We start from the raw sequence: 25,900 nt of genomic DNA on the forward strand, positions 1-25,900 counted from the left end.
CTTTTAGAAAACCCCTATTGGCAGGACCAAAATATTTGATAGATTTGTGAATTAACGGTACAGCTTGTGATTTTTACTAAAAAAAGGTTTATTTTTTTGAAAAAAACAGAAAAAAATTAGCACAGGCAATTTTTTGTTTTATATTTTTGTAATCGATTGCATTAACCAAAACACATTTGTCAATGACTACATCAGAATTCAGGTATGCAGCTAACCCTGCAGACGCAAAGACGTATGACACGCAAAAGCTGCGTGATGAATTTCTAATAGAACCGGTATTCAGGGAGGATGAAATCAAACTCACTTACTCCATGTACGACAGGTATATTGTCGGGGGAGCTATGCCCGTAAAGAAAGATCTTGTTCTGGAAACCATACCCTACCTGAAATCGGAGCATTTTCTGGACCGCCGGGAAATGGGAGTTATTAACGTAGGTGCTACGGGAACTGTAACAGTAGATGGAGTGGCGTATACCCTGGATAAAAAAGAGGCGCTGTATATCAGTAAGGAGAGTAAGGAAGTGATTTTTTCCGCATCCGGTGAAGGACAACCGCTTTTTTACATCAACTCCGCTCCGGCACACCAAAAATTTCAGACCAAAAAAATAGGCAAGAACGAGGCCGAGGTCATTCATCTCGGAGACAATAAATCTGCCAATAAAAGAATACTCAACAAGCTGATTGTTAACAGTATCGTAGAAACCTGCCAGTTACAAATGGGACTGACAGAACTTGTGGAAGGTAATATATGGAATACGATGCCGGCACATACCCATGAGCGCAGGATGGAAGCTTATTTCTATTTCGACCTCGACGAAGGCCATTCCGTATGTCATTTTATGGGACAACCGCAGGAAACGAGGCATATATTCATGCAAAACCATCAGGCGGTTTTATCACCGGAATGGTCTATACATTCCGGGGCGGGGACTTCCAATTATTCCTTTATATGGGGCATGGCCGGTGAAAACCTGGATTATGGAGATATGGACGTATGTCCTCCGAATGAAATGAGATAAAAATACTAAATAAGTCGTCAGGCATGTGCTTTACCTGTTGAAGCATTTTGTGACGATTGTAATATTCCAAATGAAATACCTTATGGATTTATTCAGTTTAAAAAATAAGAGAGCTGTGATCACCGGAGGTACTCATGGCCTCGGAATGGCCATGGCCGAAGGGCTTGGCCGGGCAGGCGCGGAGCTTGTGATAACGAGTACTACCCCGTCCAAATTAGAAGAGGCGCTGAAGCATTACCGGTCCGAAGGTTACCAGGCTTCCGGGTATATTTTTGACGTTACGGATGAAAAGGCTGCCGTGCTGAATGTAAATAAGATAGAAAAGGAGGTCGGCCCCATAGATATCCTGGTGAATAATGCGGGGATTATAAAGCGTGAACTTGCCCTTGATATGGAAGTAGACGATTTTCGCCGGGTGATAGACGTGGATCTCGTGGGACCTTTTATCATGAGTAAACTCGTGGCAAAAGGAATGGTAGAACGCAAAGGTGGAAAGATCATCAACATCTGTTCGATGATGAGCGAGCTGGGCCGTAATAATGTCAGTGCCTATGCTGCTGCCAAAGGTGGCTTGAAAATGCTTACCCGCAACCTGGCCACCGAATGGGCCAGATACAATATCCAGGTCAATGGTATAGGTCCCGGGTATTTTGCGACTTCGCAGACGGCGCCGATACGGGTGGATGGTAACCCGTTCAACGAATTTATCATCAACCGCACACCTACGGGACGTTGGGGAAACCCCGAAGACCTTGCCGGTACGGTAGTATTCCTGGCTTCCGGGGCCAGTGATTTTGTCAATGGCCAGATTGTATATGTAGATGGCGGAATCCTGGCTACGATAGGTAAGCCTGCCAATGAAAAATAAAGATCAGGGCATTTTCATGTGCCCTGAAAGTGATAAAAAATTCAGATAATAACAGATTATGAGTTTTATTAAGGATGAAAGCTTTTTGCTGAACAATGATTACGCAAGAGCACTGTATTTTGATTATGCCGAAAAACAGCCTATCATAGATTATCATTGCCATTTGTCGCCGGGTGACATTGCTTCGGATCGGATTTTTGATAACCTTACGCAATTGTGGATCGACGGAGATCATTACAAATGGCGGGGGATGCGGGCTTTGGGGATCGATGAAAAATATATAACGGGGAATGCACCGGACCGGGAAAAATTCCGGGCCTGGGCCAAAACGGTACCTTACACCCTGCGTAATCCGTTATACCATTGGACACATCTCGAATTGAAAAGGTATTTCGGGATCGGAGAGTTGCTCCATGAGAAGAATGCCGATGCGATCTATGACCAGGTAAACGAAAAACTGAAAACCAGGGAATACAGCTGCCGTAATCTGCTGGCACAGATGAATGTCGAAGTGGTATGTACTACCGAAGATCCCACGGATACGCTCGAACATCACCGGAAACTTGCCGGGGAAGGACAACATCTGAAAATGACGACTTCTTTTCGCCCGGACAAGGCCATCATGATCTCCAATGCGGGATTTAACGATTATATGGATAAACTCGGTGACGCAGCCGGTATATCCATCACTACATACAATGACCTTTTGGATGCCCTGAAAAAAAGGATACAGTATTTTCACGATAACGGGAGCAGGGTCTCCGACCACGGACTGGAGCATATATACAGTGAGGAGTATACCGAAGCAGAAGTCAGGACCATTTTTGATAGGAAAAGAAAGGGAGAACCAGTAAGTGATAAGGAAGCCCTGAAGTTTCAGAGTGCCGTACTGTTTTTCCTTTCCGAAACCTATGCAGAACTCGGGTGGGTGCAACAGTTTCACCTCGGGGCATTGCGAAATAACAACAGCCGGATGAACGACCTTCTCGGTCCCGATACCGGGTGGGATTCTATCGGTGATTTTACGCAATCGGTAGCGTTGTCCAGATTTCTCAACAGACTCGATAGTCAGGACAAGCTGGCCAGGACAATTTTGTATAACCTGAATCCTGCTTTTAACGAGGTTATGGCCAGTATGATCGGTAATTTCAACGATGGAAGTGTCAAAGGTAAAATACAGTTCGGTTCGGCCTGGTGGTTCCTGGATCAGAAAGACGGGATGACCAAGCAGATGAATGCACTCTCCAATATGGGACTTATCAGTTGTTTCGTGGGCATGCTGACCGATTCGAGAAGTTTTCTTTCTTTTCCGAGACACGAGTATTTCCGGAGATTGCTTTGCAACCTTTTCGGTGAAGAAATACAGCGGGGAGAATTACCTGAGGACATGGAATGGATAGGAAAGATTATTTCGGATATCTGCTATAATAATGCCAAAGAATATTTCGAGTTTTAACAAACCGTAAAAGATTTGTTTTCAGGAAGGAAAATCAGGGGAAACGGACGGTAAAAATCGTTACATTGCCAATCAAACACGGTATTTTATGAGTAAGACAATTACTTTCGGAGAGGTACTCATGCGCCTTTCCCCCGAAGGGTATAAAAAAATAAGCCAGAGCAGTACGCTGGAGTTTTATTTCGGTGGGACCGAAATGAACGTAGGGGCTTCACTGGCCAACTTCGGAAACGAGGTAAAGCATGTGACCTGTGTGTCTGACGACATCGTCGGACAGGCAGCGACCAGTACGATGAAACGCTATGGTATAGATACTTCGGCGGTGATCAGGCACCAGGCACCACTGGGGCTTTATTTCCTGGAGGTAGGGGCCGTTATGAGGTCAAGCACCATTGCTTACAACAGGGCACACTCCGCTTTTGCGGGAATAGAACCCGGAATGGTAAATTGGGAAGAGGTTCTCGAAGATGCGGATTGGTTCCACTGGACGGGAATCACCCCGGCAATTTCCGAAGGTGCCTGGAAAACCCTTGAAGAAGGCCTGAAAAAAGCTTTTGAGAAAGGTGTGCACATTACGGCCGATCCTACGTATCGGAAAGACCTGTGGAATTACGGACAGGATGCCCGCAGCATATTGTCGGGATTATTAAGGTATTCTACGGTATTCATCGGAGGAGTTAACGAGATCAACGAAATACTCGGTACCTCTTATACCGGAGACCGGGAAGGCTTTATCGAAGCTGCGAAAACACTTTTAAAGGAATATCCTAATCTGGCCAAGGTTTTCGATAAGGTTCGTAACGGGGGCAATGCTTCGGCCCAGAAAATCAGTGCCCGTGCCTGGAACGGTAAAGACTATCTTGAGACCGAAGCGCTTGAAGTGGCTCACGTTGTAGATCGTATAGGCACAGGAGACGCGTATGCAGCGGGGCTTATCTACGGGCTTCAGCATTATGACGATCAGAAAACCATTGCCTTTGCCAATGCCGCATGTGCATTGAAACACACTATAGAAGGGGATGTAAACCTGGTTTCCGTAGCCGAAGTTATCGACGTGGTAGAGGGGAATATCTCCGGACGTATTAAGCGATAGTTCTCCGGCAGGAGCAAGATGAACAACAAACATAAGAAAAGATAACACCTAAACGAATTAACTGATGTCCCGATTTACAAGAATATCCGTAGCGTTAAAGATGAAGGAAACCGGTATGGTACCGGTATTCTATCACCGGGATACGGAAGTATGCAAAGCCATTTTAAAGTCCTGTTATGATGGTGGCGCCAGAGTTTTCGAATTTACAAACAGGGGAGATTATGCCCATGAGGTTTTTGCCGAGCTCAACAGGTATGCCGAAAAAGAACTTCCGGAGATGATACTCGGGGTAGGCTCCGTAGTGGATCCCGGAACTACATCGCTGTACCTGCAATTGGGAGCGGCATTTATAGTTTCTCCGGTACTTCACCCGGAAATGGCCAAAGTGTGCAACCGGAGAAAAGTATTATGGTCGCCCGGATGCGGTTCGCTTACCGAGATCTCCTATGCGGAGGAGCTAGGTGCGGAAGTCGTAAAGATATTTCCCGGAACCCAGGTCGGAGGGCCTGAATTTGTAAAGGCCGTCAAAGGACCATTTCCCTGGACGAGCATTATGCCTACGGGCGGAGTGGAACCTACCGAAGACAACCTCTCTTCCTGGTTCAAAGCCGGTGTACATTGCGTAGGTATAGGATCGAAACTGTTTGTTAAAAAAGCAGATGGCAGTTTCGATTACGAAGGCGTAACCCATACTGTTAAAAAGGTTCTGGATACGATAAGTAATCTCCGAAAGTAACCGGAACAGCAATAAAATCAATCAATCTCACCCAAACCAATGACACAAAAAACGAAGTTCTTCACATATACGGTCCTGCTTCTTGTTTTTACCGTATTTGTTTCCTGCGGAGAAGCGAGTAAGGTAAAAGTAATAAAGCTCGGGCACGGGCTTGATGCCTCCCATCCCGTACATGAGGCTATGACTTTTATGGCCGAACGACTCGCCGAAAAATCCGGCGGAAGCATGCAGATAAAAATATACCCCAGTCAGCAACTCGGTACCGAGCGGGAATGTCTGGAGTTATTACAAATAGGGAGTCTCGGGATGACCAAAGTTTCGGTAGGCGTACTCGAAAATTTTGTACCGGATCTGAGACTTTTCGGTTTACCCTTCTTGTTCCGTGATAAGGCCCATGCCAATAAAGTACTGGATGGAGAGATCGGGCAAGAGTTGTTGGATGCAAGCCTTGGTGTACGGTTGAAAGGAATGGCATTTTACGATGCCGGGAGCCGAAGCTTTTATACCAAAAAGCCCGTGCATAAACCGGAAGACCTGGCAGGACAGAAACTTCGTGTTATGGAAAGCCAGACAGCTATAGATATGGTCCGGGAACTCGGCGGATCACCAACCCCGATTTCCTGGGGAGAACTTTATACGGCACTACAGCAGGGCATCGTAGACGGGGCAGAAAATAACCTTCCCAGCTTTTACCTGTCTCACCACTACGAGGTCTGTAAATTCTATATCGTAGATGAGCATACCAACCTTCCGGACATGCTGCTTATCAGTACCACGATCTGGGACGGGCTCAACGACCAGGAAAAGACATGGTTGGAAGAAGCTGCCAGAGAGTCGGTGGTCTACGAAAGAAAGATATGGGAAGAAGCCGAAAACCATGCCCTCGAAGAGATTAAAAAAGCCGGTGTGGAAGTTATATACCCTGATAAGGAACCCTTCAGGGAAAAGGTGTCCGGGATGTATGAAGACTTTAAAAAAGATAAACACCTTAAGGAACTCATAGAAGCTATCCAGGCCGAATAACCCTGTAAAATCATCAGTTCTTAAAAAACCAACGAAACAGATTATGAAGAAAAAAATAGATAAGCTATTGGGAGGCTTTCTTGTATTGCTCCTGGTTATTCTGGTTCTGGCTGTCCTTTGGCAGGTCTTCTCCAGGTATATATTAAATGCACCGAGCTCCGTAACGGAAGAAATAGCCCGTTTTTTACTGATATGGGTAGGGATACTCGGGGCGGCGTACTGCTCCGGACAGCAGGATCACCTGGCTATAGAAATTCTGCCCCCGCGGCTGAATGAAACCAACCGCGTTAAACTCCGCATATTTATCAACGGGCTCATCATGCTCTTTAGTGTACTTGTATTTATTATCGGAGGGTCAAGGCTGGTATACCTCAATCATATTCTCGGGCAGAGTTCCGCAGCCCTTCACTTGCCGTTGTCATACGTATATACCGTTATCCCGGTAAGCGGAGTAGTCATCCTTATTTACAAATGGATTGAAATCAGAAATCCCAAAAACTACCTGACATGATTACCGAGATACTTATATTATTGATATCGTTTATAATACTTTTGGGTATTGGTGTACCTGTAGCGTGGAGCATCGGTATTTCGAGTCTGCTTACCATGCTTGTCACCATAGAATCGCTTCCGGCATTTACTACCGTAGCCCAGCGGATGGCTACCGGACTGGATAGTTTTGCATTGCTGGCCATTCCGTTTTTTGTACTTGCCGGTCAGATCATGAACCAGGGAGGAATTGCCGAAAGGCTGATCACATTTGCCAAATCCCTTATCGGGGCCTTGCCCGGCGGATTGTCTTATGTGAATGTAATTTCCGCCATGTTGTTCGGGGCTATTTCGGGCTCTGCCCTTGCTGCTACTTCCGCTATCGGAGGAATTCTCGGCCCGCATATGGAGAAGGAAGGGTATTCCAAAGAGTTCGGGGCTGCGCTGAATGTAACTTCATCGACAACCGGGCTGGTTATTCCGCCGTCCAATATTCTTATCGTATATTCCCTGGCCAGCGGAGGGGTGTCCATTGCGGCATTGTTCCTGGCCGGTTATGTACCGGGAATCCTCATGGGGCTCGCATTGATGGGAGTGGCTGCCGTATGGATAAAACGCAAGAAATATCCTGCCGGGGAAAGATCGTCGGTAAAACAGATATTTACGTCCTTTCTGCATGCATTTCCGAGCCTCTTTCTCCTGGTCGTTGTCATAGGAGGTATTGTCGCGGGTATATTTACGGCTACCGAAGCTTCCGGAATTGCCGTTTTGTACAGCCTTATCCTGTCTTTTGTATACAGGGAAATGGATATGAAAAAGCTGTACAGCGTATTTTTGGGCTCAGTACGCACCAATTCCATTGTCATGCTGCTCATTGCAACATCAATGGCGATGTCGTGGGTGATGTCTTATGAAGATATACCCCAATCGGTGAGTTCGGCCCTTCTGGGACTGAGTGATAATAAGTATGTGATATTACTCATGATCAACCTTATTCTGCTGTTTGTAGGGATGTTTATGGACATGACCCCTGCAGTACTCATTTTTACCCCGATATTTCTCCCAGTAGTAAAGGACCTCGGTGTAGACCCGGTACATTTCGGTATTATGATGGTGATGAATCTCTGTGTAGGGCTATGTACTCCTCCGGTAGGATCGGTACTTTTTGTCGGTGTGGGGATCGCAAAGACCACGATACAAAAAGTTATAAAACCACTGATCCCCCTGTTTATAGCCATGCTCATCGTATTGTTACTCGTTACCTATATTCCGGAGATTTCGACCTGGTTGCCCGGGCTTATGGATGATTGATCGGAAAGGGTGAAATATGAAGAGGGAAAATCGAAGAATATTATATAAAACAATGCTGAAAAAGAATACAAACGAACCAAATAAATGAAAAAACTGGACAGGAAAAGCCAGGGACTGGAATCCCAGTTACCGGTAAAGGTGGTACAATTCGGGGAAGGCAATTTTCTGAGGGCCTTCGTAGATTATGTGATTGATAAACTCAATGAAGAGGCTGGTTTTGAGGCCGGAGTAGTTGTAGTACAACCGCTGCAGGGTGGGTTGATCGATATGATTAATGCGCAGGATGGTTTATACACCCTTTTTATGAAAGGGGTACAAAAAGGAAAAGAAATACAGGAAGACCGGCTGATATCCTGTATCCAGAAAGGAATAAATCCGTATACGGATTATACACAATACCTCGACCTGGCGACAGAAGAGCACCTGGAGTTTGTAATCTCCAACACCACCGAAGCCGGAATAGCTTTTGATGAAAAAGATACTCCCGGTATGCAGCCACCTGCTTCGTTCCCTGCAAAACTGACGGTATTATTGTATGAAAGGTTCCGCTATTTCGATGGTGACCCGGCCAAAGGATTAACCATTATTCCGTGCGAGCTCATCAATGACAATGCCGGTGCCCTGAAAGCGGTGATCCTGCAATACGTCGCTTTATGGAAGCTCGGAGATGCTTTTAAAAACTGGATCGAGAAGCATAACAGTTTTCACAACACACTGGTGGACCGTATTGTCCCGGGATATCCAAAAGATCAGCTCCCGGAATACGAAAGCGGTTTGTCTTACAAAGATAATCTCATCGTATCCGCTGAGACCTTTTTGCTTTGGGTTATCGAAGGAGATGAAAGTCTGACAAGGAAAATACCGTTGCACAAAGCCGGTCTCGATATAAAGATCGTAGACAGTATCCAGCCTTACCGTACCCGGAAGGTTCGTATACTCAACGGGGCTCACACCGCTATGGTACCGTTCTCGCTGCTTTACGGAAACGATACGGTCAAGGAAACGGTAGACGGGGAATTTACGGGGGATTTTGTGAAGAAGATCGTATTTAACGAGATTATCCCCACACTTGATATGAACGAGGAAGAACTGAAAGAATTTGCCGAACAGGTGATGGACCGTTTCCGGAACCCGTTTATAAAACACCGGCTGGCGAGTATTGCGCTCAATTCCATATCCAAGTTCAAAGTAAGGGTATTACCAAGCCTTACCGGGTATTACAACATTAAAGGAAAGCTTCCTTCGCATCTCGTATTTGCCATGGCTTGTCTGATTCGTTTTTATAAAAAGACATGGCAGGGCGAGGAGCTTCCGGTGCAGGATAGTAAAGATATCGTGGCGTTTTTTGAGGCAGCCTGGGCATCCGGAGATTACAGGGAAACCGCCCGTAAAATACTGGGTAATGCCGGTTTCTGGGATGAAGATCTTACCAAAACCATTCCCGGGCTCGAAGAGGCCATAGCCTTAGCCCTGGAGACCATAGATAAATATGGCGTAGAAGCGGGACTTAAGCATTTTGAACAGGCCCCTGTGTAGTACTTTGCGCCGGGGACCAGAATTTAAGGGCACATCAACAGGTCTTTCTGCAAAAAAGTAAAAGGTGAAAAAGAATAAAAATCGAAGATGAAGACGAAATTAATCAAGGTACATCCCGAGGATAACGTAGCTGTGGCCCTGTCCGATCTTAAAGCCGGGGAAACAGTCACTTTTGAAGGGAACGATATACGTATCGTATCGGATACCAAAGCAAAACATAAAATAGCGCTGACCGGGCTCAAAACCGGCGATCAGATCCTGATGTACGGCGTCCTCGTAGGAAAAGCCAATGAAACCATTCCCGAAGGAGGTTTGCTGACGACGGAAAATGTAAAGCACCAGAGTGGAAAAGTGTCCGGAAAAACGGAGACCACGTCCTGGAAAGCTCCGGATGTAAGTAAGTGGAAAGACCGGACATTTATGGGCTATCAGCGCGAAGACGGACAGGTGGGGACAGCCAACGTTTGGCTCTTTTTTCCGCTGGTCTTCTGCGAGAACCGTAATATCGAATTACTGAAAGACGTTTTCGACAAAGAACTGTCTTATTATAAAACCAATAATCAGCGACGGCTTTTGCGAAGTCTCATCAGCGGTCAAACCGAATCTCCGGTAACAGAGGAAGAAGACCATAGACCGGGAATTTTTGAGAATATAGACGTTCGCTTTATTACACATCAGGGCGGATGCGGAGGTATCCGGCAGGATTCCGTGACGCTGGCCAGGCTACTCGCCGGATATGTAAACAATCCTAATGTAGCCGGGGCTACGGTACTCAGCCTTGGATGTCAGAACCTGCAGATCGATATTTTCCGTGACGCGGTAAACACTATTAATCCCGATCTCAAAAAACCGATCCTGATCTACGAGCAGCAGAAAATGGGAACCGTAGAGGAAATGCTCAATACCATTATCCGCGAATCCTTTGAGGCGATCAGGGAAGCTGATAAGATAAAAAGAGTACCTGCACCATTGTCCAAACTGAAAGTGGGACTCGAATGCGGTGGTTCTGACGGTTTTTCGGGAATTTCCGCAAATCCGGCACTGGGCTATGCTTCCGATTTGCTTGCTGCACTTGGAGGATCCCCGATACTTTCGGAGTTTCCCGAATTGTGCGGGGTAGAGCAGGAGCTTGTAAATCGCTGTACGGACCCTTCAGATGCCGATAAATTCCTTAGCCTGATGAAGGCCTATGAAAAATCTGCAATAGATGCCGGTTCCGGATTTGATATGAATCCCTCACCGGGGAATATCCGTGATGGACTTATTACGGATGCGATGAAATCGGCAGGAGCGGCAAAGAAAGGAGGAACCTCTCCCGTTAATGCAGTACTGGATTATACCGAGTATGTGACCAAACCGGGGTTGAACCTCTTGTGTACGCCCGGGAACGACGTGGAAAGCACGACAGGACTTGCAGGTTCCGGAGCAAATGTTATCGTGTTTACTACCGGACTGGGTACACCTACCGGAAATCCTGTAACTCCTGTGGTTAAAGTATCTTCCAACACCGAACTGGTACAAAAGATGCCCGATATTATCGATGTGGATACCGGCGCCGTAATCCGTGGAGAAAAATCGATCGAAGAAATGGGAGAAGAAATACTGGAATATATTATTCGTGTGGCCGGGGGAGAAGAAAAGACCAAAGCCATGCAACTGGATCAGAACGATTTTATTCCGTGGAAAAGGGGAGTTTCTCTCTGAAACGTAGTGAAATCAGTAAAAGATAAAAATGTCGGAGAAAACTTCCGGCATTTTTTGTTTTATACGATCAATAACAGGAGCGAAGGCTTTATTTTTTTGAACGATCGGAGGAGTCACGAACGATCAGTTGCGGTGATAATACTACTTTTTTCTCAATAGTTACCGAAACTTCTCCTTCCATTTGCTCCAGGAATACCCTCGCGGACATTTTTCCCATTTTTATAGGGGTCTGATCTACCGTGGTCATCGTAGGTTCCGTATATTGGGTAAACGATTCGTTACTAAATCCGGAAACACACATATCTTCCGGAATACTGACCCCGATTTTCTTTAATTCCTGTATGGCGCCCAATGCCGTAAAATCACTCGAGGAAAATATGGCATCCGGCGGTTCTGCAAGTTTCATCAGCTTTTTTACGGCGGCTGTTCCCGATTCTACTTTACTGTTTGTCTGTATGATATACTCCTTGTTGTAAGGAAGGTTGTAATCGGTCAGGGCCTTCAGGTACCCATTATAACGATCTTTGTAAATTTCCAGATTTATATTACCCATAAAGTGGGCTATACGCTTGCATCCCTGCCGGATGAGGTGCTCTACGGACATGTATGCACCGTTAAAATCATCTATGGTAACGGAACTTACACCTGGGAGATTTTTCTTCCGGTCGAAAAATACCAGGGGAATACCTTTTCTCAGTACACGGTCGATATGTAGGGTATCTTTGGTTGTTTTGGACACCGACATAAAAATACCATCGACCTGAGCGTTGAGGAGTGTATTGATATTCTGTACCTCGCTCTTGGCATCATCCCGGGTCTGGCATATAATAACGTGATATCCGTGCGGATACAGTTCTTCTTCGATTCCACGGATTACAGAAGAAAAAAAACTTCGGTCCATATAAGGAACAAGAATACCCACGGTATTGCTCTTTCCGCTCTTCAGGGCAAGGGCAAGGGTGTTTTGTTCGTAATTCATTTCCGCAGCGGTCTTCAGAACCAGCTCCCGTGTTTTGATACTGATCTTGGGATTGTTGTTCAGTGCCCTGGACACCGTGGCCGCACTGATATTCAATTTTTTGGAAATATCGTATATGGTAACCTTACTCATAGGTTTAGTTCTCTTTGTGGATATGTATGTTCCGGCCCGTCAGGAAATTGGCGGGCAGACAGCAAAGCACTCAAAATAAAATTAATATGCCCGTGAAGGCTTCTCCGAATGAAGCATGTATATCTTCCGGATGTCGTACATGGTAATTTTTTGGAATAGCAACAAAAAAAGTTTGCGTATCTTGCGCAAAGATATAATTAAGCGTAATCGATTACAAAAATTTCATAAATATAATGAATTCTTTCCATATGAAGTACAGGGTAACTGCTATTTTATTATTGTTAGGTTTTTACTGCGCATTGGGTACGCCGGACGAAAAAAAATATGATTTTGTAGTGGATAAAAACGGTGGCGGGGATTTCAAAACGGTCCAGGAGGCCATTAATGCCGTACCGGATTATCGGAAAAAAGAAACGAGAATATTTATAAAGAACGGTAAGTATAAAGAAAAGCTTATTCTTCCCCAGTCCAAAAATAACGTGACCATGATCGGAGAGAGTATGACGTACACTATTATCACTTATGACGACTACGATACCAAGAAGAATGTTTTCGGCGAGGAAATGGGAACTACCGGATCGTCCTCTTTCTTTATTTTCGGCGAAGATTTTAAAGCCCGTAATATCACCTTCCAGAATAGTGCCGGGCATGTGGGGAAAGCGGTGGCGGTGCGTGTAGAGAGTGACCGGGTGATTTTTGAGAACTGTAAATTTCTCGGCAATCAGAATACCTTATACCTGCATGGCAAGCAGAGCCGGCAATATTACAAAAACTGTTACATAGAAGGTACGGTCGACTTTATATTCGGGTGGTCTACGGCCGTTTTCGAGAGCTGTGTGATCAATTGTAAGGGGAAGGGTTTTGTAACGGCAGCTTCAACCCCGGAAGAATCTCCGTATGGTTTTGTATTTACCAATAGCAGAATAACAGGAAGAGGAAGTAGTACGTTTTTCCTCGGAAGACCGTGGCGCCCCTATGCCAAAACGGTTTATATCAATTGTTATATGAGTAAACATGTGGAGCCAAAAGGCTGGGATGACTGGGGCAAACCCGAGGTGGAACTGACTGCGTTTTATGCGGAGTACAATTCTTCGGGGCCGGGTGCGGATACGGAAGAACGGGTATCGTGGTCGTGTCAGTTGTCCGACGGGGATGCGGAAAAATACACGACGGAGCATATCCTGAAGGGAGAAGACGATTGGAACCCCGAAAAAATACGATTCTAAACAGATCGGAACACTGGAGGAAACATACTGTTATATATAACAAAAATCCTTTTTTTTATACCCGGTGACTTCGCTCCATATTTACTAAATTTGCACTTTTGAAATTACGCAGTAATGTCCGATATAAAGATTAAGATCAAAGACAGGGAAGGCGTTGTTCACGAACTGGACGCTCCTACCGATATGGCCATGAATATCATGGAATTGTGTAAAGCCTATGAATTGCCGGTAGAAGGTACCTGCGGAGGAATGGCCATGTGTGCTTCCTGCCAGTGTTATGTGCTTTCGGAACATCAACTTCCGGAGATGGGACCCGATGAGGAAGCTATGCTTTTTGAGGCGTTTCACGTTAAGGATAACAGTCGTCTGGGATGCCAGCTTCCTATTACGGAAGATTTGGACGGACTGGAACTCGAACTTGCACCGGAATCATAGATATCACAATAAATTCATTAACAAAAAACCGGATGTGTTACTTTATACATCCGGTTTTTTGTTGGTATCGGTAAAGATCAGGCGATGGAGCTTTCGCGGGCCTTGATGATTTCTTCCTCAATGGTGTCCCACAAAGCCATACGCATCTGCAGTGCTACGGTGGCAGCCTCTCCGGCCTCTTTCCATTTCTGTTCATGATCTCCGCACAGTTCTTCGACCATTTGCAGGGCCATGGGGCCATGCTCGTCCTGGTCGAGCTCGATGTGACGCTCAAAATAATATACGAGTTTATCGATCTGGAATTCCGGGAAATTGCGTTGCATTTCCCTCAATATGGCAGTAAACATGTCCGGAATCAGGTCTTCTCTTCCAAAGGTGAACGCAGCAGCTATTTTGTGAGGTTTTCCTTCTTCGATAAGAAAAAAAGTAAAATTCAGGAAATCTTTGACTGCCTGTGGAAGTGCACTTAGTTTTATATCTACGAGGATGTTTTTCAGCGATAAGAGATCGGCGATAAAGTTTTCGATCTTGGAGGTATCCGCATGGCATTCCTCCATAGCTTCCAGGTACATTTCATAGTGGCTCTGGTGTTTTCCCTCCTTGTTGATATCAGTCTCCTCCGCCAGTACGATCTCATTGATGAGATAACGGAGTTCCGGCGATCCCGTAGGTATCCAGGGAGTTTTGGTACAGGTTAGTTTTTGTTGCAATGCTTTCAGCAGGGACATAAAATCCCAAACGGCAAATACGTGATATTCCAGAAAAAGCCGGAGGTCATCCGGTTGATTTATATTGTTATAAAGCGAGTGCCGGAGCAGTTGATCGCGTAGAGGGGCTATCTCGGCTTTTATAGTGTCTGTCATAATATTTTTTTACAAAGTTAATAAACTCTTTGGCATACCTGTTTGTCGTGTAAGGATTTAACTAAATAATTTAACATGCCGTTAGCCCGTTGGCAGAAAGCGGTGAAAAATATAATAATACCCTGGTAATGAATAATGTTGGTGAAATCAGAGAAATGTCATTGTTGTTGCGATCTGTCCGTCGAAATAATAAATTTAGTAAATTTGCGTTATGAAGTGCTTAGATAAAGATTCGCCGTTTTCCGTCATGATAAGTTTCCATCGTTTGCTGGAATTTTATGAGGAACAGGCTCGTAGTGATGATGAGTTTATTGCTATGAAAGCAAGGAGGGTACTGGAGGTACAACGACCTTATCCGGAATTACGCGAAGGATTTACGGATGAACAACTCCTGGACACACATGCGGATGTCATAGAGGTTATACTTCGCGATACGTTCTCCCCGGCGCTTACCCATAACGAGATCAAGATTGCCTCCATCCCTTTTGAGGATGTGATTATATATGCCACCGAACGTTTCAAGAACATCGTCAGTCAGGCAGGAGAAGGGTTCGACCTGAAAATGCGGAAGCTGGGTGAGGATAACAAATACATTATGGCTTGTGCCGTTATCCTCAAGGCTTATTATAATGTAAATGTAAATTTTCAGCGTCCCGTATTCTATGATATCCCGGATGCCAGTACGATATTAAGACACTATCGGGTGCTTTATAATGCGGACTATCTGGATATTTATCCGACAGACCGAGCTGTAGAGCTCTCTGCGGAAGATATCGAAGAGTTGCTCAACAATTTTGATAATCCCGATCTCTGGAAAGAGAAATTTCCACCACAGAGCTGGGTCCTGAAGGGGTTTGGTATATGTAATATGTACGATGCTACCATGGATAACGTTATTTCCGACCTGAAAACGACACTTATCGGGATCAATTCGGATAGCGAAATCAACTTTGTGGAGAATTTTAGGAAAATTTTCAGTTCGTTATATGCCATTCCTGATCTTACGGTAGGTTTTTGTACCTATAATCCGGACGAAGAGAAATTCGAACGTCGTCCGGGTAAGGAACTTCCGAGTTTTATCATGGGGGAAGAAACCGAATTGCCGGGAGATGTGGCTTTGTGTAAACACTCATGTAAAAAACTGCTCAGTGAAAGGAAGTACTTTGCTATTGCTGATGTCGACAAGTTTTTCGAGAAAAACGAAAAGGATACGTCCTACATCAACCTGAAGAAACAGGGTGTACGAAGTGTAATATTTGCCCCGATAGTTGCCGACGATATGTCGCTTTACGGTATTATGGAACTGGGATCGCCCCGGCCCCTGGAGCTCAACAGCGTAAATGCCCAAAAGCTGGAAGATATCATGCCTTACATGATTACGGCGATTTCGCGTGCAAAAATAGAAGAAGCTAACCAGGTAGAGGCTCTGATACAACAGGAATACACCTCTATTCATCCCAGCGTTAAATGGAAATTCGAAAGAGAAGTTCACACTTACCTCAAAAGGCAGTTCCAGGGAATTACGGCTTCTTTACGTGAAATAGTCTTTAATCATGTATATCCTCTCTACGGACAAATTGATATTAAGGATTCTTCAAAAGCAAGAAATGAAGCTATCCGGAAAGACCTTATCATTCAGTTGTCCCATGTGAGTAAGATTCTCGAAAAGGCCAAAGCGGCCGAGCCTCTTCCTATTTATGAAGAGATTATTTTTCGGTTGAACCACCACATGAAGGATATCATAAATATTCTGAGTGCGGGAAGTGAACAGACGATACTGGATTTTCTCAAGGAAGAGATTCACCCGTTTTTTGATCATTTTAAAAGTCTTAACTCAGATATAGCCCATAGTATAGACGAATACATTAACAGTCTGGACCCACTGCACGAAGCTATATACGATCACCGGAAGAATTATGATGAGTCGGTGAATCTCATCAATAAAAAACTGGCATCCGTCCTGGACCGCAAACAGGAAAAGGCACAGAAGATGTTTCCGCACTACTTCGAAAGGTATAAGACCGATGGCGTGGAACACAATATGTATATAGGGGCATCTATAGCCTATAAAAAGACCTACAACGATATCTACCTCTATAATCTCCGGTTGTGGCAATTGCAGATTATGTGGGAGATGGAAAACGAATACTATGCCCTGAAAAAGGAATTGCCTGTAAAACTCGATGTAGCTTCTTTGGTACTGGTCTACAATTCACCGCTCTCCATCCGTTTCCGGATGGATGAAAAACAATTTGATGTAGACGGTACGTACAACGCCCGTTACGAGATTATAAAGAAAAGGCTGGATAAAGCGCTGGTTAAAGGTTCCGAAGACCGGGTGACACAAAAGGGGAAGATTGCGATTGTGTATTCCGGTAGCAAAGACGAAGAGGAGTATCTCCGTTACATCCGTTTTCTGCAGGAGAAAAAGTATTTCGGGAAAAAAATAGAGCTTCTTGAGCTGGAAGAACTTCAGGGAGTAACCGGGTTAAAAGCCCTTCGTGTGGAAGTACTCTATAAAAAGGGAGAAGATACCCGGGTGTACACCTATGAAGACCTGATGAAGGAGATCAATTCATAATATCTTACCGGTTACTAAGCCGGTAACATATCCTGCTTAGTAACCGTAATTCACATAATAGGTCGCGATACCGAAAGCCATTACGGATATGATGATCCCTACCAGGAAAATCGTATAGGTAATACGGAGCAGACGGTATTTTTTATCCAGCACTTTACCGAGATAGTAAAGGTCTTTAGTCAGTGAATCGTACAGGTATTCCTTGTCTTCCCGGATATCCTTCATCGCTTCTTCATATTGCTCCAGGCTCATTTTGTGGAAATTCCCGAAAAAGAGGAGATTTACCTTTTTATTTCTGACATCTTCCCTGGAAAATTTCCCGCTGGTAATATTGGGCCTTGTTGCCAATACGGAAAAAACGATAGAAGCGACACTGAATCCTACGAAAAGGACTGTAGGGATCAACAGATAGGAATTACTGGCTTTATCCAGTTTGGGGATCAATGTGGACAATGCCAGGGATATGATAATCGCGTTTACGGACAGCAGGATATTAGCTTTGCTGTCTGCAATATTACTCAGGTTGGTATGGTTTCTCAGGGTAACTCTAAACAGCGTTTCGACACCTCTTTCCGGGGTTTCGGCTTTTTTCTTTTTTCTTTTGTAGTCTGCTTTTTTCAGTTTATCCCGATCCTTTTTCTCCAGTATTTTGGTCAGGTTCTTTTTGAGCTTCAACAGGTTTTTACTCTTCTGTGGCTGCCATGTAGCTATGGCATGGGAGGTATAGAATTTATGGTGTTCTTCGAACATACGGATATTGGTCTCTACCCATTCGGCATCCGTAAATGTAATACCCTGCACCAATCGCAGTTCTTCCCGTAACAGATCGGAGATTTCCGTATAATTTTTAGAGGCAAAATGGGAGAAGTCGGCATCACAGATAATTTTTTGCAGGATACCGGATGGTTTGCTGTATTTTTTGGTAACGAGGATACATGCTTTGACTTTGAGGATACGGTCTTCCGGGTAATTTTTATTTTTGAGGAATTCTTCTGCAAGCCCGGCACTCTCCACTTCGTGGTTTTCCGGGCTTACCATATATCCGGCATCGTGGAACCAGCCTGCGATCTGTAGGACCTCACTGTCTGTTTCGTCCAGTCTTTCGGCAGTTACAAGCTCTTTGATATGTTTTACAACTCTTTGCGTATGAGTATAGTTATGATAAAAATAATGGTTCGGGAGTTGTTCGCCCATTATTTTAAGTATGTAATCCTCTACCTGCAGGAGAATTGTATCCATAATTTACTTAAATTAGTTTAAAATTAAAATTAGTGTTTTTATTCTTATGATAAAAATTAAAAAGTTGAGTTTATTACTGATGGCCGGGGTTTGGCTGAATTCCTGTACATCCTACAAGGCTCAATATAGCATAAAACCAGAAGCTGACCTGAAACCTGAACCCCGGGATATTTCTCATACCTTTTACTTTATAGGCGATGCAGGAAATTCTCCGATAGGAGAAAAATCCAAAGCTTTACAGGCTTTGGAAAAAGAAATAGGTCATGCTTCGAAGCACAGTACGATCGTCTTTCTCGGTGATAACATTTATCCTTCGGGCATGCCTGCAAAAGATGATGAGGGCAGGAAACTGGCCGAATACCGTATGGATATACAGGCTGATATAGGAAAGAAATTCAAAGGGAAAACCATATTTATCCCAGGGAATCACGATTGGTATTCCGGTGGTCTGGAGGGATTAAAGCGACAGGAAAAAAGAGTGGAAGATATCCTGGGAAAAAATTCATTCCTTCCCGAAGACGGCTGCCCCCTGAAACGGGAAAAGATCAACGATGATGTCGATCTTTTACTGGTAGACAGCCAGTGGTATCTCGAAGATTGGGATAAACACCCGAAGATCAATACGGAGTGTGACATCCGCACCCGTGCACAGTTTTTTGAAGAAATTGAGGGATATATCAATAAATCTCAGGGAAAAGTACTGCTTATAGCCATACATCACCCTTTACTCAGCAACGGAGGGCACGGCGGTATGTTTTCGCTGCGCGGCCAGTTGTACCCGGTAGGTCATGGCGTGCCGTTGCCTGTGTTAGGGTCTTTGGTAAATTTTGTGCGCAAAACCAGCGGGATATCCCCGCAGGATATACAGAGTAAGCCTTATCGCGAGTTAAAGGACCGGTTGTTTACCCTGGCGCAGCAGGCGGATAATGTCATTTTTGTCTCTGGTCATGAACATAATCTGCAATACGCCATAAGCAGGAAAGTCCCGGTGATTATTAGTGGTTCCGGGTCCAAGACCGCTCCGGCCGGATTGGGAAGAGACGGTCTTTTTTCATACGGCAAACAGGGATATGTAAAGCTTGTTACAGGTAAGGACGGCAGTGCCATAGCCAGTTTTTTCGGAGAAGAAAATGATTTCCCTGCCCCTTTGTTCCGTACGGAGGTATTGCATATTCCTACGGATACGGTACACAGGGAACTTCCGCAAAATTTCCCTGCATCCATGAAAGCCCGGGTGTATGAAGAGGATGAAGTACACAAAGGAAAGTTGTATTCGGCGATCTGGGGAAAACACTATAGGAAGGAATACGGAAAACTTATAGAAGCCAGGACGGTTTCTTTAGACACGCTGTATGGAGGTCTTAAACCTTTGCGTGCAGGAGGGGGACACCAGACCAACTCCCTTCGTCTCGAAGATAAGGATGGCCGGCAGTTTATGATGCGTGAAGTACGCAAGGGAGCCATACGTTTTTTGCAGGCGGTAGCTTTTAAGGATCAGTATATCCAGGATGATCTCGAAGATTCCTATACCGAATCGCTGGTGATGGATTTTTATACCACAGCTTTTCCCTTTGCAGCATTGGCAGTCGGAAAACTCTCCGATGCTATCGGGGTGCTACATGCCAATCCGGAACTTTTTTATGTGCCCCGGCAACCGGCGCTCGGACGTTATAACGACACCTACGGAGATGCGCTTTATCTCATAGAAGAACGCGTTACGGACGATCATGGAAAAGTGGCCAGTTTCGATTATTCCGATAACATTATAAGTACTACGGATGTGTTGAAAAAGTTACGGCGTAAGGACAAAAATACTATAGACGAACGGCTCTATATCCGTTCCCGCTTGTTCGATATGTTGCTGGGCGACTGGGACAGGCACGGGGATCAATGGCGATGGGCCAAATCCGGAGAATCGGAAGGGAAAGACCTGTACAAGCCTGTTCCCCGTGACAGGGATCAGGTTTTCTCCGATTTTGACGGTCCTTTTCTCGGACTGGTGACACGGATGATCCCGGGAGTACGTATGATGCAGAACTATACTCCGGAAATACGTAGTCTTAAGTGGTTTAATGTAGAGCCCTTTCCGCTTGATATGGCAGTACTCAACAGTCATACGCTCGAAGACTGGAAGGAGGAAGCGGAGTATATACGTACCCGGATCAGCCCTGAGATTGTAGACGAGGCCTTCTCTTATCTCCCGGAAGAACTGGACCCCGGGATAATACGGCGTGTGCGTTCTGTATTGTTGCAGCGTAAGGAAAATTTGCCCGGGATCGCAGCGACCTATTATCGTATGCTCAAAAAGAACCCGGTGATATACGGTACGGACAAAGACGACTATTTTGATATTACCAGGGAAGCGGACGGAAAGACCAGAATAGAAGCTTATCGCATCATTAAAGGAGAAAAAGAGCAAAAATTCATAGACCTGACATTCCGCCGGGAAGAAACCCGGGAAATATGGTTGTACGGCCTGGATGACAAAGATGTTTTTGACATCAACGGGGAAGGAGATAACCTCATCCCGATAAAGATTATCGGCGGACAGCGCAATGATAGTTACAAGGTAAACAATCGTAAAAAGATTACGGTATATGATTACAAGTCAAAAAAAATCACGCTGAAGAGCCCGGTGGCTACAAGACTTTCGGATAATTATGACTTGAATACCTACGATCCGAAAAAGGTGAGGACCAGTACCGGGCAATTATTTCCGGATGTCGGATTCAATCCGGACGACGGCGTCAAGCTGGGATTGAATTATACTTTTATCGGGAAAGGTTTGCGACAGGATCCGTATACACAAAAACACAATATAAGGGGAGGATATTATTTCGCCACCAAAGGATTCGACCTGCGTTATTCCGGGGAAATAATTAACCTTACCAACAACTGGCGTTTTGCGGGCGATGCCTTTTTTACCAGCCCGCTGTTTTCCGTGAACTATTTCGGTTACGGTAATGAAAGCAAAAACCTGCAGAGCGATCGCAGCATGGACTATAACCGCGTCCGAATTAGTAGTTTCGGAATTTCTCCGAAAATGGCCTGGAAAGGATATCTCGGAGGGTATTTTAAGATAGGGCCGGTGTTCGAAGCTATGGAGATCGAGGAAACCTCGGACCGTTTTATCAATGAGACTGCGGTTAATCCCGATATTTTCGAGTGGCAGAAATTTCTCGGTGCGGAAATGACTTACGGGTATTCTAATTTCGACAGTAACTCCCTGCCAACCCTGGGGATGCAGTTTGAGCTGACCGCGGGGTATAAATCCAATATAGACAATAACCGGGATTTCCTTTATTTCATTCCGCAGCTACGGTTTACAACCCATGTAGACCACCGTGGCAGGATTGTGTACGCGACAAAATTCAAAGCTCATTTCAATACGGGAGATGAGTTCGAATTCTACCAGGGAGCAAGTATAGGAGGCATAGACGGTTTGCGTGGTTTCAGAAATCAGCGTTTTATCGGACGTACCTCTTTTTACAATAACAATGACCTGAGGTTTACCCTGGCACAGTTCCGTACCGGGCTGTTCCCGATGACGCTCGGAACATACGGAGGGTTCGATTACGGAAGGGTATGGACGGCAGATGATGATTCCGGCAAATGGCACAATTCGGTCGGAGGCGGTGTCTACCTGAATGCCATCAATATGTTTACGGCCAATTTTTCATATTTCAATTCCAAAGACAGCAATCGTTTCGCATTTGGTTTGGGCTTTAATTTTTAACCGTATCAAGCCGTAGTTCGTAGAGGTTTCTTCCGGAGCTGCCTTTGCCTTCATCGCTGAGGAGAAGTGTATTATTATCCGTAAAACACAGCCCTTCTTTTTGTGAATGGTGCCCGAGGCTCAGGATTTCTGTGGTATCGGCTCCGAAGAAACGGTCGTCCCGGAAACCGGAAAACAACCAGACCCTGTCATGGCCCAGCAAGGCTACCGTTTTCTCGTCCGGTGAAATTGCGGCAGCGGTGATCCTGCAACTATCTTCATCGGTACAGAAGGCATATTGGCCGATACGCTCTGCTTTGTGATGCCCTTTCCGTGCAGGGATCTTGTAGAGAAAAGAAATGCCGTCGAAGGGTTTGGAGCGGTTTTTCGTAAAAATATAGAGAGATCCCCGGTAGTAGAAAAAAGCTTCGGCATCGTAATACCGCTCTTTTTTTTTCGGGGGGAATTTTTTCTGTTCCGGGTATTCGAAAGTCATTTTTTCGGCTTTTATATCTTCTCCTTTTATGGTTTCCGGGTTAGGGACCTTATATATGGTAAGGTCTTTCCGTGTGTTGTCATTGTTTCCGAAATCTCCGATATAAAGATTGTTGTCCTGGTCTTTGGTCAGTTCTTCCCAATCTTTATTTCCGGCCTGTTTTACGCGGAGCTCCCGTCGCATTTTTCCGTCAAAACCCACCTGGTAGAGATGTGCTTTATTGCCGGAGTCGTTAATTACCCAGACCGTACTGTCTTTTTGTATGGTTTCTATTCCCGAGTTTTCTTTGAGTACTTTCGGTAGTCTGCTCAGGTGTTTCAGTTGTCCGTAATTGGGCGTACAACCGATAATGAAAATATATAACAGGATAATACTAAATGTTCTCATAGCCATAAAAATACAAAATAAACAGACTGTTTTCTGATGTGCCACATCCCCTTATGATGCGATTGTTTCTTAATAATGCTCCCTGATGTACCTCAGAAGGGTATCCATGTGTTGTTTCACCGCTGTTGTCTCATGCATGTAATGATTATTCATATAGCTGAAGATCAATATTTTTCCCGATTTAGTCCGAATGTATCCGCTGAGATTATAGTTGTTGCTCAACGATCCCGATTTGGCAAAAATGTAGGGAACATCCCCGTCTCCTTTGTAATAATGCTTTAGCGTACCCGATACCCCACCGGCGGGAAAAAGCTGAAACAACCTTTCCTGAGGATATTCGTGGTACATTCTGTTGAGCACATACACCATAGATTCCGGGGTAAAGAGATTGTATCTGGAAAGCCCGGAACCATCGACCCATCTTGGCTTTTGCGGGATATCGGGCAAAAACCGCTGTAGTGTATGGTCGATAATTTTCCGGGTGTTGAGGCTGTCCGAAAGCGTACCAGCAGCCATCAGCAGGATCTGCTCTGCGAGGAAGTTGTCACTCTCCAGCATCATTCTTCGGAAAAGCGAATCTACGGGTGTATGACTGTATAAGGTCTTTTTGTTCAAAGGTAATTTCCGGGTAGTATGGAAAACTTTCTTTCCAAGGGTATCGGACAGCAGCCTCGTTGTTAGTTCGGTTGTCTGTATAAAAGGAATTTCAAGGGTATCCCCCGTTTTTATATATTCCGGTATATAAAAAGTATTATGGCGCAGGTCGCGGGGATAGGGTGCTTTACTATCGTGGTTAACAACATCCCGGAAATATCCCGGGGAGCATTCGGTTTTCTCCCGGTTACCTGTTATGGTCAGTACATTTCCGTACATCGGCAAAGCACTCCGCTCCGCAGCGTAGTAATAGGCATAATCGTCCCAGGCCCATCCCGGACCGGATCGTTCCTCGGTGAAATTGTCCGGATACCAGGCAATAGGCAGCTCTTGGTTTTTTAGAAATCCGAGGGCATTGCGATCTTTAAAATAGGGGTGTAGGAAAACAGGATTCCCCGTACCTTCTATGTATAACGTATCTCTTTCGGAAGCATAGTGTAATGCAGGAATGGAATCTCCCAGTACATGAAGGCCCGTATACAACGTAAAGATCTTGGTGTTGGATGCCGGCGTAAAATATTTGTCCGACTGGTAGCTATACAGCAAAGCTTCCTCTTCCGGATCGTAGAGTGCAAATCCTGTAAACTGTGTTCTGAAGAAATCGGAATCGAAGTGTTTTTTAACACGGATTTTTCCGGAAGTACCACAGGCGGTACATACGAACAACGAGAGTAACAGGTACGGATATAGCTTTCGGAGCATAGCGGGCAGAAGATTTTTTAAGGTTAGCGAAGGAAAGTTAGGGATTTTTTCTTTTTCCCGGAGTACTTTACGGAATTCCGGCATAAAAATGTCTCCGGACATATCATTAATAAGCAATTTTACAAACAGGTGGTACATGTTGTTATGGTCTGTCATCGGTGTCTTTTTGTTCCGAAACCAGGGATTCTCCTCCCATTTTGGTAGCGATGATACTGACCAGCAGGATCTGGAGTCCGTGATACAGCATCAGGGGAAGAAGAATAATACCTCCCGAACTCATACCGGAAAACAATACTTTGGACATTACAGTACCGTGGACAAGTGATTTTTTGGATCCGCAGAAAAGCGCGGTAATCCGGTCTTCCCTGTTGAAGCGCAATAGTGCGGAGATCAAATAAATGATGCCGTAAGCAACAAAAAACAGGCTGAGTGCAATAATGATCAGCAGGAGAATGTCTGTCCATCGGATGCTGGAGAATACTCCGGAATGAAAAGATTCCGAGAAGCTTTTATACACAATAAATAGTATAATACTCTTGTCGAAAAAACTGAGCTGCTTGCTGTATCGCCCGGCAAATTTTCCTCCGAGAGGCTGAAGTATGATCCCCAGGATTACGGGGGCAATCACCTCGATGACCAGTTGCAGATAAATGCTTCCGAAATCCATATCCGTTTGTGCCTGTTCCAGAAAGGGAGTAATCCACAATGGGGTGATAAGTATGCCGATCATCCCGGAAAGACTGGCATTGAATATGGCCGCGGGAATATTTCCCCTGGCTATGGATACCATAACCACCGAGGAGGATACGGTGGAGGGAAGGGAAGCCAGGAAAAAAACAGCCAGCCACAGCGTATGTTGTTCCGTGGTTTTCAGCAGCGGATAGAAAGGTAGGACCAGTAAAGGGAAAAGTACAAAAGTAGCAAGCTGGACGACCAGGTGTAATTTCCAGTTGTTCAGTCCTTTTTTTATCTTGTCCGGACTGAGTTTAAGGCCATAAAAAAAGAATAGGAGTGCGATGCCTGCGCTGCTGATGGTTTTTGTCGGAAAAGGACTGCCTTCTACTCCCCATTGCGGGAAGAGATAGGCCGTAATAACGCTGAGCAAAAGCGCGAGAACAAAGGGATCGGATCGGAATCGCATAATATCTGTTTGAAGGTGTAAATATAGATAAATACGGATGTCGGTGACAAGTGTAGCTCACAGTTTTACACCTAAAAACAAAAGTCTTATCTTCGCGGAAGATTAAAAAAACGCT

At 45.0% G+C, this 25,900-nt stretch carries 20 protein-coding genes; 14 read left to right on the plus strand and 6 right to left on the minus strand.

Features of this window, described 5'->3' with window-relative positions; all coding sequences use genetic code 11:
* Positions 1-182: 182 nt before the first annotated feature.
* The 10 genes from kduI (at position 183) to BT112_RS03595 (ending at position 11,235) form a co-directional block, all read left to right on the plus strand.
* Entirely contained in the window at positions 183-1,019 is an 837-nt protein-coding gene (kduI, locus tag BT112_RS03550) for a 5-dehydro-4-deoxy-D-glucuronate isomerase (protein WP_072315989.1), read from the plus strand.
* 82 nt (positions 1,020-1,101) lie between these two features.
* Positions 1,102-1,887: a gluconate 5-dehydrogenase gene (locus BT112_RS03555; protein ID WP_083564790.1), complete on the plus strand. Its 786-nt coding sequence runs from the start codon at positions 1,102-1,104 to the stop codon at positions 1,885-1,887.
* Between the two features lie 58 nt (positions 1,888-1,945).
* On the plus strand, positions 1,946-3,343 hold the full coding sequence (uxaC, locus tag BT112_RS03560) for a glucuronate isomerase (RefSeq protein ID WP_072315990.1): 1,398 nt from the start codon (positions 1,946-1,948) through the stop codon (positions 3,341-3,343).
* A gap of 88 nt (positions 3,344-3,431) precedes the next feature.
* Positions 3,432-4,436: a sugar kinase gene (locus BT112_RS03565; protein ID WP_072315991.1), complete on the plus strand. Its 1,005-nt coding sequence runs from the start codon at positions 3,432-3,434 to the stop codon at positions 4,434-4,436.
* A gap of 64 nt (positions 4,437-4,500) precedes the next feature.
* Positions 4,501-5,172 carry a bifunctional 4-hydroxy-2-oxoglutarate aldolase/2-dehydro-3-deoxy-phosphogluconate aldolase gene (locus BT112_RS03570; RefSeq protein WP_072315992.1) on the plus strand — a complete coding sequence of 224 codons (672 nt, stop codon included), beginning with the start codon at positions 4,501-4,503 and terminating at the stop codon, positions 5,170-5,172.
* A gap of 39 nt (positions 5,173-5,211) precedes the next feature.
* Positions 5,212-6,195: a TRAP transporter substrate-binding protein gene (locus BT112_RS03575; RefSeq protein WP_072315993.1), complete on the plus strand. Its 984-nt coding sequence runs from the start codon at positions 5,212-5,214 to the stop codon at positions 6,193-6,195.
* Positions 6,196-6,238: 43 nt separating this feature from the next.
* A complete protein-coding gene (locus BT112_RS03580) occupies positions 6,239-6,706 on the plus strand; it encodes a TRAP transporter small permease (protein WP_072315994.1) in 468 nt (155 codons plus the stop codon).
* On the plus strand, positions 6,703-7,995 hold the full coding sequence (locus BT112_RS03585) for a TRAP transporter large permease (protein ID WP_072315995.1): 1,293 nt from the start codon (positions 6,703-6,705) through the stop codon (positions 7,993-7,995). Before BT112_RS03580 ends, BT112_RS03585 begins: the two co-directional genes overlap by 4 nt.
* A gap of 84 nt (positions 7,996-8,079) precedes the next feature.
* Positions 8,080-9,531 carry a tagaturonate reductase gene (locus BT112_RS03590; protein WP_072315996.1) on the plus strand — a complete coding sequence of 484 codons (1,452 nt, stop codon included), beginning with the start codon at positions 8,080-8,082 and terminating at the stop codon, positions 9,529-9,531.
* 87 nt (positions 9,532-9,618) lie between these two features.
* Positions 9,619-11,235 carry a UxaA family hydrolase gene (locus tag BT112_RS03595; RefSeq protein ID WP_072315997.1) on the plus strand — a complete coding sequence of 539 codons (1,617 nt, stop codon included), beginning with the start codon at positions 9,619-9,621 and terminating at the stop codon, positions 11,233-11,235.
* A gap of 88 nt (positions 11,236-11,323) precedes the next feature.
* On the opposite strand, the gene BT112_RS03600 is transcribed toward BT112_RS03595, so the two are convergent.
* Positions 11,324-12,346: a LacI family DNA-binding transcriptional regulator gene (locus BT112_RS03600; RefSeq protein WP_072315998.1), complete on the minus strand. Its 1,023-nt coding sequence runs from the start codon at positions 12,344-12,346 to the stop codon at positions 11,324-11,326.
* 233 nt (positions 12,347-12,579) lie between these two features.
* Between BT112_RS03600 and BT112_RS03605 the strand changes: the two genes are divergently transcribed.
* Positions 12,580-13,572 (plus strand): pectinesterase family protein, encoded by a 993-nt coding sequence (locus BT112_RS03605; protein WP_217652325.1) that lies wholly within the window; start codon positions 12,580-12,582, stop codon positions 13,570-13,572.
* A gap of 114 nt (positions 13,573-13,686) precedes the next feature.
* On the plus strand, positions 13,687-14,007 hold the full coding sequence (locus BT112_RS03610; protein ID WP_072315999.1) for a 2Fe-2S iron-sulfur cluster-binding family protein: 321 nt from the start codon (positions 13,687-13,689) through the stop codon (positions 14,005-14,007).
* Between the two features lie 77 nt (positions 14,008-14,084).
* Here BT112_RS03610 and BT112_RS03615 read toward each other — a convergent pair whose 3' ends face one another.
* Positions 14,085-14,870 (minus strand): DUF3050 domain-containing protein, encoded by a 786-nt coding sequence (locus BT112_RS03615; protein WP_072316000.1) that lies wholly within the window; start codon positions 14,868-14,870, stop codon positions 14,085-14,087.
* A 211-nt stretch (positions 14,871-15,081) separates the two neighbouring features.
* Between BT112_RS03615 and BT112_RS03620 the strand changes: the two genes are divergently transcribed.
* On the plus strand, positions 15,082-17,451 hold the full coding sequence (locus BT112_RS03620; RefSeq protein ID WP_072316001.1) for a GAF domain-containing protein: 2,370 nt from the start codon (positions 15,082-15,084) through the stop codon (positions 17,449-17,451).
* Between the two features lie 36 nt (positions 17,452-17,487).
* Here the strand turns inward: BT112_RS03620 and BT112_RS03625 are convergent, their stop codons facing one another.
* Positions 17,488-18,690, minus strand: a complete 1,203-nt coding sequence (locus BT112_RS03625; protein WP_072316002.1) for a Pycsar system effector family protein — start codon at positions 18,688-18,690, stop codon at positions 17,488-17,490.
* Between the two features lie 64 nt (positions 18,691-18,754).
* Here BT112_RS03625 and BT112_RS03630 point away from each other — a divergent pair, with 64 nt between their 5' ends.
* Positions 18,755-22,426, plus strand: a complete 3,672-nt coding sequence (locus BT112_RS03630; RefSeq protein WP_175545743.1) for a ShlB/FhaC/HecB family hemolysin secretion/activation protein — start codon at positions 18,755-18,757, stop codon at positions 22,424-22,426.
* On the opposite strand, the gene BT112_RS03635 is transcribed toward BT112_RS03630, so the two are convergent.
* The 3 genes from BT112_RS03635 to BT112_RS03645 form a co-directional block, all read right to left on the minus strand.
* On the minus strand, positions 22,416-23,288 hold the full coding sequence (locus BT112_RS03635) for a hypothetical protein (protein WP_072316154.1): 873 nt from the start codon (positions 23,286-23,288) through the stop codon (positions 22,416-22,418). The two genes, BT112_RS03630 and BT112_RS03635, sit on opposite strands and share 11 nt — an antisense overlap.
* A gap of 69 nt (positions 23,289-23,357) precedes the next feature.
* Positions 23,358-24,800: a D-alanyl-D-alanine carboxypeptidase/D-alanyl-D-alanine-endopeptidase gene (locus BT112_RS03640; protein WP_245776979.1), complete on the minus strand. Its 1,443-nt coding sequence runs from the start codon at positions 24,798-24,800 to the stop codon at positions 23,358-23,360.
* A complete protein-coding gene (locus BT112_RS03645) occupies positions 24,787-25,785 on the minus strand; it encodes a bile acid:sodium symporter family protein (RefSeq protein ID WP_072316004.1) in 999 nt (332 codons plus the stop codon). Before BT112_RS03645 ends, BT112_RS03640 begins: the two co-directional genes overlap by 14 nt.
* Between the last annotated feature and the right edge of the window lie 115 nt (positions 25,786-25,900).

The sequence above is a fragment of the Sinomicrobium oceani genome, assembly GCF_900119185.1.
GTDB classification, from domain to species: domain Bacteria; phylum Bacteroidota; class Bacteroidia; order Flavobacteriales; family Flavobacteriaceae; genus Sinomicrobium; species Sinomicrobium oceani.

Bases quoted from the DNA above. Each gene is read 5' to 3' on its own strand.
- kduI (WP_072315989.1), top strand. From the start codon at position 183: ATGACTACATCAGAATTCAGGTATGCAGCTAACCCTGCAGACGCAAAG.
- BT112_RS03555 (WP_083564790.1), top strand. From the start codon at position 1,102: ATGGATTTATTCAGTTTAAAAAATAAGAGAGCTGTGATCACCGGAGGT.
- uxaC (WP_072315990.1), top strand. From the start codon at position 1,946: ATGAGTTTTATTAAGGATGAAAGCTTTTTGCTGAACAATGATTACGCA.
- BT112_RS03565 (WP_072315991.1), top strand. From the start codon at position 3,432: ATGAGTAAGACAATTACTTTCGGAGAGGTACTCATGCGCCTTTCCCCC.
- BT112_RS03570 (WP_072315992.1), top strand. From the start codon at position 4,501: ATGTCCCGATTTACAAGAATATCCGTAGCGTTAAAGATGAAGGAAACC.
- BT112_RS03575 (WP_072315993.1), top strand. From the start codon at position 5,212: ATGACACAAAAAACGAAGTTCTTCACATATACGGTCCTGCTTCTTGTT.
- BT112_RS03580 (WP_072315994.1), top strand. From the start codon at position 6,239: ATGAAGAAAAAAATAGATAAGCTATTGGGAGGCTTTCTTGTATTGCTC.
- BT112_RS03585 (WP_072315995.1), top strand. From the start codon at position 6,703: ATGATTACCGAGATACTTATATTATTGATATCGTTTATAATACTTTTG.
- BT112_RS03590 (WP_072315996.1), top strand. From the start codon at position 8,080: ATGAAAAAACTGGACAGGAAAAGCCAGGGACTGGAATCCCAGTTACCG.
- BT112_RS03595 (WP_072315997.1), top strand. From the start codon at position 9,619: ATGAAGACGAAATTAATCAAGGTACATCCCGAGGATAACGTAGCTGTG.
- BT112_RS03600 (WP_072315998.1), bottom strand. From the start codon at position 12,346: ATGAGTAAGGTTACCATATACGATATTTCCAAAAAATTGAATATCAGT.
- BT112_RS03605 (WP_217652325.1), top strand. From the start codon at position 12,580: ATGAATTCTTTCCATATGAAGTACAGGGTAACTGCTATTTTATTATTG.
- BT112_RS03610 (WP_072315999.1), top strand. From the start codon at position 13,687: ATGTCCGATATAAAGATTAAGATCAAAGACAGGGAAGGCGTTGTTCAC.
- BT112_RS03615 (WP_072316000.1), bottom strand. From the start codon at position 14,870: ATGACAGACACTATAAAAGCCGAGATAGCCCCTCTACGCGATCAACTG.
- BT112_RS03620 (WP_072316001.1), top strand. From the start codon at position 15,082: ATGAAGTGCTTAGATAAAGATTCGCCGTTTTCCGTCATGATAAGTTTC.
- BT112_RS03625 (WP_072316002.1), bottom strand. From the start codon at position 18,690: ATGGATACAATTCTCCTGCAGGTAGAGGATTACATACTTAAAATAATG.
- BT112_RS03635 (WP_072316154.1), bottom strand. From the start codon at position 23,288: ATGAGAACATTTAGTATTATCCTGTTATATATTTTCATTATCGGTTGT.
- BT112_RS03640 (WP_245776979.1), bottom strand. From the start codon at position 24,800: ATGACAGACCATAACAACATGTACCACCTGTTTGTAAAATTGCTTATT.
- BT112_RS03645 (WP_072316004.1), bottom strand. From the start codon at position 25,785: ATGCGATTCCGATCCGATCCCTTTGTTCTCGCGCTTTTGCTCAGCGTT.